The sequence below is a fragment of the Pseudonocardia sp. KRD291 genome (genome assembly GCF_019263595.1).
Classification (GTDB): Bacteria; Actinomycetota; Actinomycetes; order Mycobacteriales; family Pseudonocardiaceae; genus Pseudonocardia.
Genome location: NZ_JADQDD010000301.1, coordinates 1 through 7,154, shown reverse-complemented (window position 1 = coordinate 7,154; position 7,154 = coordinate 1). Strand labels below are relative to the sequence as shown.

General features: G+C 69.7%; 6 protein-coding genes and 1 pseudogene. 6 read left to right on the top strand and 1 reads right to left on the bottom strand.

The genetic code is table 11. From position 1 onward, the window contains the following. The 6 genes and pseudogenes from I4I78_RS27770 to I4I78_RS27745 all read left to right on the top strand — a co-directional run. Positions 1-335, top strand: a pseudogene (locus I4I78_RS27770) (ABC transporter substrate-binding protein); the annotation flags it as partial. Positions 336-598: 263 nt separating this feature from the next. Beyond that, positions 599-2,347 carry an ABC transporter family substrate-binding protein gene (locus tag I4I78_RS27765; RefSeq protein WP_218614456.1) on the top strand — a complete coding sequence of 583 codons (1,749 nt, stop codon included), beginning with the start codon at positions 599-601 and terminating at the stop codon, positions 2,345-2,347. Between the two features lie 96 nt (positions 2,348-2,443). Further along, positions 2,444-3,424, top strand: a complete 981-nt coding sequence (locus tag I4I78_RS27760) for an ABC transporter permease (RefSeq protein WP_218614455.1) — start codon at positions 2,444-2,446, stop codon at positions 3,422-3,424. Further along, positions 3,417-4,361, top strand: coding sequence for an ABC transporter permease (locus I4I78_RS27755; protein WP_218614454.1), 945 nt, complete (start codon positions 3,417-3,419; stop codon positions 4,359-4,361). Before I4I78_RS27760 ends, I4I78_RS27755 begins: the two co-directional genes overlap by 8 nt. Beyond that, the gene (locus I4I78_RS27750) at positions 4,358-5,437 is read left to right on the top strand and encodes an ABC transporter ATP-binding protein (protein WP_218614453.1); all 1,080 of its coding nucleotides are present in this window, start codon (positions 4,358-4,360) and stop codon (positions 5,435-5,437) included. The genes I4I78_RS27755 and I4I78_RS27750 overlap by 4 nt, the downstream gene beginning before the upstream one ends. Further along, positions 5,434-6,477 (top strand): ABC transporter ATP-binding protein, encoded by a 1,044-nt coding sequence (locus I4I78_RS27745; protein WP_218614452.1) that lies wholly within the window; start codon positions 5,434-5,436, stop codon positions 6,475-6,477. Before I4I78_RS27750 ends, I4I78_RS27745 begins: the two co-directional genes overlap by 4 nt. A gap of 124 nt (positions 6,478-6,601) precedes the next feature. On the opposite strand, the gene I4I78_RS27740 is transcribed toward I4I78_RS27745, so the two are convergent. Continuing rightward, positions 6,602-7,154, bottom strand: a 553-nt coding sequence (locus I4I78_RS27740) for an MFS transporter (protein WP_218614451.1), incomplete at its 5' end; no start/stop codon positions are given.

Below are 7,154 nucleotides of genomic sequence, written 5' to 3'. Positions count from 1 at the left end.
GCGCCGTCACCGGTGCGGTCGGCCCGCGGCTGGACTCCGACTACGGCTGCCCCGCTCCGGGCGTCCCGGCGGACTCGCCCGCGTCGTCCTGCTTCCCGGCGCTGCAGCCGCTGCTCGACCAGCTCCGGGCCGGTCCCGCCGACCCGGCCACGGTGGCCGAGGCCGAGCGGATCCTGTGGAGGCAGCTGCCTGCGCTGCCGCTCTACCAGTCGCAGGGCCTCGTGGTGAGCACCCCGGCCACCGACGTCGCCACCCGGGTCTCGCCCGGGCCGTTGCCCACCGGCCCGTTCACCGGCGCGCAGCGCTGGGCCGAGCCGGAGCGTCCCGACCGCTGATCAACTCGGTTACGCGGGTGTTCCGGTCTCCTTTCGTCCGTATACGCATGAATCACCCGTTGTTACCCTCGCGTACGGACGAGACCCCGTTACGTCGATCGTCGGTCACCCTTTGGTCACGATCGCCCGCGGGTATCGCGATGGGGGGACGAAATTCCTAGCGTGCGTCGGGGCGGGTTACCCGGCGGTACATCCAGGAACTCGCCCGAGTCCTGAACGGGCGCCGCACCGAGCGCCCAATGAGCTGAGAGGTCCGAGCCCAGATGAGGCCATGGAGGGGAACCGCGGTCACCGCGGTGGTCGGAGCAGCAGCGCTGCTGCTCAGTGCGTGCGGTGGGGGCGGTGAGGGAGGTGAGGGCGGCAGCGCGACCGACACCGGTGCCTACGCCGACTGCGCGGCCAACCCGAACAACTGTGCCGCGGTCCCGGCCGATCAGGTGCAGCAAGGTGGACAGCTCTCGTTCGCGATCGAGAAGAACATCCCGAACTGGAACGTTCTCTCCTCCGAGGGCAACGTGCTCGAGACGGGGATCGTGAGCAAGGCGTTCCTGCCCTACGCCTTCGTGTCCAGCCCGGACCTGAAGATGAACCTGAACACCGACCTGATGGTCTCGGCGGATCAGACAACCCCCACCACGCTGGTGTACAAGATCAAGCCCGAGGCAGCGTGGGACGACGGCACGCCGATCTCGGCCGCCGACTTCGCCTACAACTGGAAGGTGCAGAACCCCACCCAGTGCCCGGACTGCGGCAACGCCGGCAACGGCGGGTACGACTCGATCTCGAACGTCACGGGGTCGGACAACGGCAAGACGGTGACCGTCACGCTGGCCAAGCCCTACACCGACTGGCGGGCCTTCTTCAGCTCCGGTGCACCGCTCTACCCGGCGCACATCGCCGCCAAGCACGGTGACCTGAACACCCCGGCCGGGCTCGCCTCGTCGTTCGACTGGCTGGGCAAGAACGTGCCGACCTACACCGGCGGCCCCTACAAGGTCGCGAACTGGCAGGACAACGTCGCGCTGACGTTCGTGCCGAACCCGAAGTGGTACGGCGCGACCAAGCCCAAGCTCGACCAGCTGATCTTCCGGGTGATCACCGACGCCACCCAGGAGCCGATCGCCCTGCAGAACAACGAGGTGCAGGTGATCTACCCGCAGCCACAGGTGGACATCGTCTCCCAGCTGCGCCAGATCCCGAACGCCTCTCAGTCCCAGGGCCTCGGGCTGTCCTGGGAGCACTTCGACATGAACCTGAAGAACCCGTTCCTCAAGGACAAGGCACTGCGCCAGGCGCTGTTCACCGCGGTGAACCGGCAGGACGTGATCGCCAAGACGGTCGGCCAGTTCAACCCCGAGGTCAAGCCGCTGAACAGCCTGATGTTCGTTCCCGGCCAGGAGGGCTACCAGGACAACCTGGGCACCAGCCCGGTGGGCAGCGGTGACATCGAGCGGGCCAAGCAGATCCTCACCCAGGCCGGCTACACCGGCGTCGGGACCGCTCTGGTGGCACCGAACAAGCAGGCCGTCCCGGCCCTGCGCATCCGCTACACGGTGGGCAACGCGGTGCGCCAGAACCAGTGCGAGCTGTTCGCCCAGTACGCCAAGCAGCTCGGGGTGAACGTCACGGTGCAGCCGACCGACGACCTCGGCACCACGCTGACCTCGGGCGACTACGACGTCATGAACTTCGCGTGGGTGTTCACGCCGTTCCCGTTCCAGAACGCCCAGCAGACGTTCCTGTCGACGTCCGGGTCGAACTACGGCAAGTACACCAACCCGAAGACCGACCAGATCATCAACGAGGCGGCGGCCTCCACCGACGTCGCGGCGGCCACGGCGAAGCTCCAGGAGGCTGACAAGATCATCCTCGACGACGCCTACGAGCTCCCGCTCTACCAGAAGCCGACACTGATCGCGGCGCAGGACACGGTGGCGAACGTGCGGAACAACTCCACTCTCGACGGACCGAGCTACAACGTGTCCGAGTGGGGCCTCAAGGCCGGAAGCTGACCCCGGTCGACCCGACCGACAGCCACACCGCTCCACTGGCCCGGCGCACGCCACGAGCGCGCCCGGACCCCCTCCCACCACGAGTCGGAAGTGCCCATGCTCGCCTTCGCCCTGCGACGGATCGTGATCTCCGTACCGATCCTCCTGGTCGCCTCGTTCATCGTCTTCGCCTTGGCCACGTACTCCGCCGACCCGCTCGGCCCGTTGCTGGCCAAGAACCCGCCCCCGCCGCCCAGCGTGATCGCCGCCGAGACCGCGCGACTACACCTCGACCAGGCACTGGTCCCGCGCTACCTGTCGTGGCTGGGCGGGCTGTTCCGTGGTGACTTCGGCCCGTCGGTCGTGTCCACCCAGGTGATCGGCGACCAGCTGGCCGGCCGGTTCTGGATCACCATCCGGCTGGTCGTGCTTGCCATGGTGATCGCCCTGCTGCTCTCGGTCGTGGTCGGTGTGATCACGGCGGTGAAGCAGTACAGCAAGTCCGACTACGCCGCGACCTTCCTCGGGTTCCTGTTCCTGGCGATGCCGTCGTTCTGGCTCGCGATCCTGCTCAAGCAGGGCGGGATCGAGTTCAACGGGGCCGTCGGAACCCAGGCGATCTACACCATCGGGTCGTCGTCGGTCCCGGCGCCGAAGGGGTTCTGGGCCAACCTCGTCGACATCGCAGGGCACCTGGTCCTGCCGACCATCGCGCTCGCCCTGATCTCGTACGCGGCCTGGAGCCGGTTCGTCCGGGCCTCCATGTTGGAGACGCTGAACTCCGACTACGTCCGGCTGGCCCGGGCCAAGGGGCTGCCCCGGCGAACGGTGATGGTCAAGCACGCGCTGCGTACGGCGCTGATCCCGCTGACCACCGTGACCGCGCTGGACATCGCGTCGATCATCGGAGGCGCGGTGGTCACCGAGCGGGTGTTCCAGTGGAAGGGACTGGGTGACCTCCTGCTCACCTCGATCCAGACCAGCGACGTCTACGCGCTGACGTCGTGGCTGCTCGTAGCGGCCGTCGTGGTGATCGTGTTCAACCTCATCGCCGACCTGCTCTACGGCGTCCTCGACCCCAGGATCCGGTATGCCTGAGCCCCGCACGTCCACGACGCTCACCGACCAGGCACAGCTTGCGCAGACCCCCGGCGCCGCGCCGGTGGACCGCGAGTTCACCGTCGCCGAGCGCAGCCAGACCCAGCTGGTGTTTCGGCGGTTCCTGCAACACCGCGCCGCCATGATCAGCCTCGTCGTGCTCGTCCTTCTCGTCCTTCTCGCCTATGTGGGCGGGGCGCTGTGGAAGTACGACGTCGGCGAGATCACGCCGGACAACTCGGTGCCTCCGTCGCTGGACCACCCGTTCGGCACCGATGCGGTCGGCAAGGACCAGCTCGCCCAGGTGCTCGGCGGAACGCGGATCTCGCTGCAGGTCTCGGTGGTCGTGACGCTGTTCGCGACGGCCATCGGGACGCTGTGGGGCTCGATCGCCGGATTCTTCGGCGGGCGGATCGACACGGTGATGATGCGGATCGCGGACCTGGTGCTGACGCTGCCGCTCGTCGCGGTGGCGGCGATGCTGGGGCACAACTTCGGTGGCACCTGGTACCTGATCGCGTTCGTGATCGCGGGTCTGTACTGGGCGTACGTGTCGCGGGTGGCCCGCGGCGTGGTGCTCTCGCTGCGGGAGAAGGAGTACATCGAGGCGGCCCGCGCGCTGGGCGCCACGAACACCCGGATCATCCTGCGCCACCTGGTGCCGAACGCCCTGGGCTCGATCCTGGTCAACCTGACGATCCTGGTCGCGCTGGCGATCCTGCTGGAGACGGCGCTGTCGTACCTCGGGTTCGGCGTGCAGAACCCGGACACCTCGCTCGGTCTGCTGGTCAGCGAGGCCCAGACGGCGCTGACCACCCGGCCGTGGCTGTTCTACTTCCCCGGCCTGTTCATCATCATCATCGCGCTCACGATCAACTTCATCGGCGACGGCCTCCGTGACGCGTTCGACCCGCAGCAGACGAAGGTGCGCCAGTGAGCCCCGCCCCGAGCCCCACCACAGACACCGTGCTGGAGGTGTCCGGCCTCAACGTCTCGTTCCCGAGCTCGGACGGTGCGGTCCGGGCCGTGCGCGGCGTGGACTACGCGCTGCGCCGCGGCGAGATCCTCGGGATCGTCGGCGAGTCCGGCTCCGGCAAGTCCGTCACCTCGATGGCCGTGATGGGTCTGCTCCCGAACACCGCACAGATCACCGGCTCGATCACCTTCGACGGGCAGGACCTGCTGACGCTGTCCGAGCAGCAGCTCAACGGGATCCGCGGCGACCGGATCGCGATGATCTTCCAGGACCCGATGACGTCGCTGAACCCCGTCTACACGGTCGGGGCGCAGATCGCCGAGGCGGTCCGCGCGCACCGCGACGTCACGAAGGCCCAGGCGCTCGAGCGTGCCGTCGAGCTGCTGCGCACGGTCCGGATCCCGAACCCGGAGCAGCGGGTCTCGTCCTACCCGCACGAGCTCTCCGGCGGGATGCGCCAGCGCGTGGTGATCGCGATCGCGATGGCCAACGACCCGGACGTGATCATCGCCGACGAGCCGACGACCGCACTGGACGTCACGGTGCAGGCGCAGATCCTGGACGCGCTCAAGGCCGCCCAGCAGGAGACCGGCGCGGCGATGGTGCTGATCACCCACGACCTCGGCGTGATCGCCGGGCAGGCCGACCGGGTGATGGTGATGTACGCGGGCAAGCTGGTCGAGGTCGGCTCGGTGGAGGACATCTTCTACACCCCGCGGATGCCGTACACGCTGGGTCTGCTGGGCAGCCTGCCGCGGCTCGACCAGCAGTCCGAGCGGCTGACGCCCATCCCGGGGTCGCCGCCGTCGGTGGTGAACATGCCGCCGGGGTGCCCGTTCTCGCCGCGGTGCCCGCTGTCCACGCCCGAGTGCGACGACACGGAGCCGGTACTGGAGTCGGTCGGGACCGACCACCGCGCGGCGTGCCACCACTCGTCGGAGGTCTCCGGCGCGCGCCCGGACGAGGTGTTCGACACCGCGACCGTCGACGCCGACGCTCTCGGTGAGTTCGTCCAGGCTGCGGAGGGGCAGGCATGAGCACGACGACAGGACCGACCGCCGCGGGGACCCGGACGCTGCTCTCGGCGCGCAACCTCGTCAAGCACTTCCCGGTCCGCGGCGGGGGCCTGCTGCGCCGCACGGTCGGCGAGGTGCACGCGGTCTGCGACGTGTCGTTCGAGCTGGCCGAGGGCGAGACCCTGGGCCTGGTCGGCGAGTCCGGCTGCGGGAAGTCGACGACGGCCCGGGTGGCGCTGAACCTGATCCCGGCCACCTCGGGCGAGGTCCGGTTCGGCGACCGCGAGCTGACCTCGACCAGCGCCAAGGACATGCGCGCGCTGCGCCGGGAGATGCAGCTCGTCTTCCAGGACCCGTACGCGTCGCTGGACCCGCGGATGCCGGTCAGCGAGTTGATCGCCGAGCCGCTGCGCATCCACGGCCTCTACGACGCCGGCGGGCGCCAGCAGGTGCGCGACCTGATGAAGACGGTCGGGCTCAAGCCCGAGCACGGCAACCGGTACCCGCACGAGTTCTCCGGTGGGCAGCGCCAGCGCATCGGCATCGCCCGCGCGCTGGCCCTGCGCCCGAAGCTGTTGGTGCTCGACGAGCCGGTCTCGGCGCTGGACGTGTCCATCCAGGCCGGCGTGCTGAACCTGCTGCAGGAGCTGCAGGCCGAGCTGGGGCTGTCCTACCTGTTCGTCTCGCACGACCTGTCCGTGGTGCGCCACATCGCGGACCGGATCGCCGTGATGTACCTGGGGAAGATCGTCGAGACGGGCCCGGCCGAGCAGCTGTTCAACGCGCCCGCGCACCCGTACACGCACGCGCTGATCTCGGCGATCCCGCTGCCGGACCCGCGGCGTGAGCGCGCCCGGGAACGGATCACCGTGGTCGGTGACCTGCCGAGCCCGGCGAACCCGCCGAGTGGCTGCCGGTTCCGCACGCGCTGCCCGAAGTTCGCGGCCGAGCTCAGCGCATCGCAGCAGTCTCGGTGCACCGACGAGGAGCCCGAGCTCAGCGACCGCGGTACCGGGCACCCGGTGGCGTGCCACTTCGCGGAGGCCCGCAGCCTGCTCTGACCGGTTCGGTCGGCTGCGGGCGTCGATGATCGAGGTGTGTGGTCATGTCCGGGCCATCGGTGGCCCGGACATGACCACAGAAATCGATCAGGGCCCGGGCACCGTCGGCGACGACGGTCGCCGCTCACGAGGTTCGGTCCGGGATCCGCCACCGGCGCAGGGCGGGGCTGGCGACGGCGAGGCCGGCCACCACGGCGACGCAGGCGAGCCCGCCGCTCACAGCCGCCGTCGACGCCGAGAACAGGCCGGCCACCGCACCGGCCCGCGCGTCGCCGATACCCGGCCCACCTGCACCGACGACGTACTCGACCGACGTCACGCGCCCCCGGAACGGGTCCGGTGTGGCGAGCTGGACCAGCGCGCCGCGGGAGATCACGGAGATGGTGTCCGCGGCCCCGGCCACGGCCAGGAACGCCAGCGTCGGCACCAGACCGGACACGAGACCGAACCCGGCCAGGGCGAGGCCCCACACGCCCGCGGTGACGAGACCGACCAGTCCCGGCCGGGCCGCCCGGGTGACGGGACCGGACGTGACGCCGGCGAGCAGCCCGCCCACCGCGATCGCGGACAGGAACAGCCCGAGCGTGCGCGGGTCGCCGCCGAAGCGCTCCTGGTTGAGCACCGGGAACAGCGCGACCGGCATGGCCAGCACGGTCGCGGCGAGGTCGGTGGCTAGG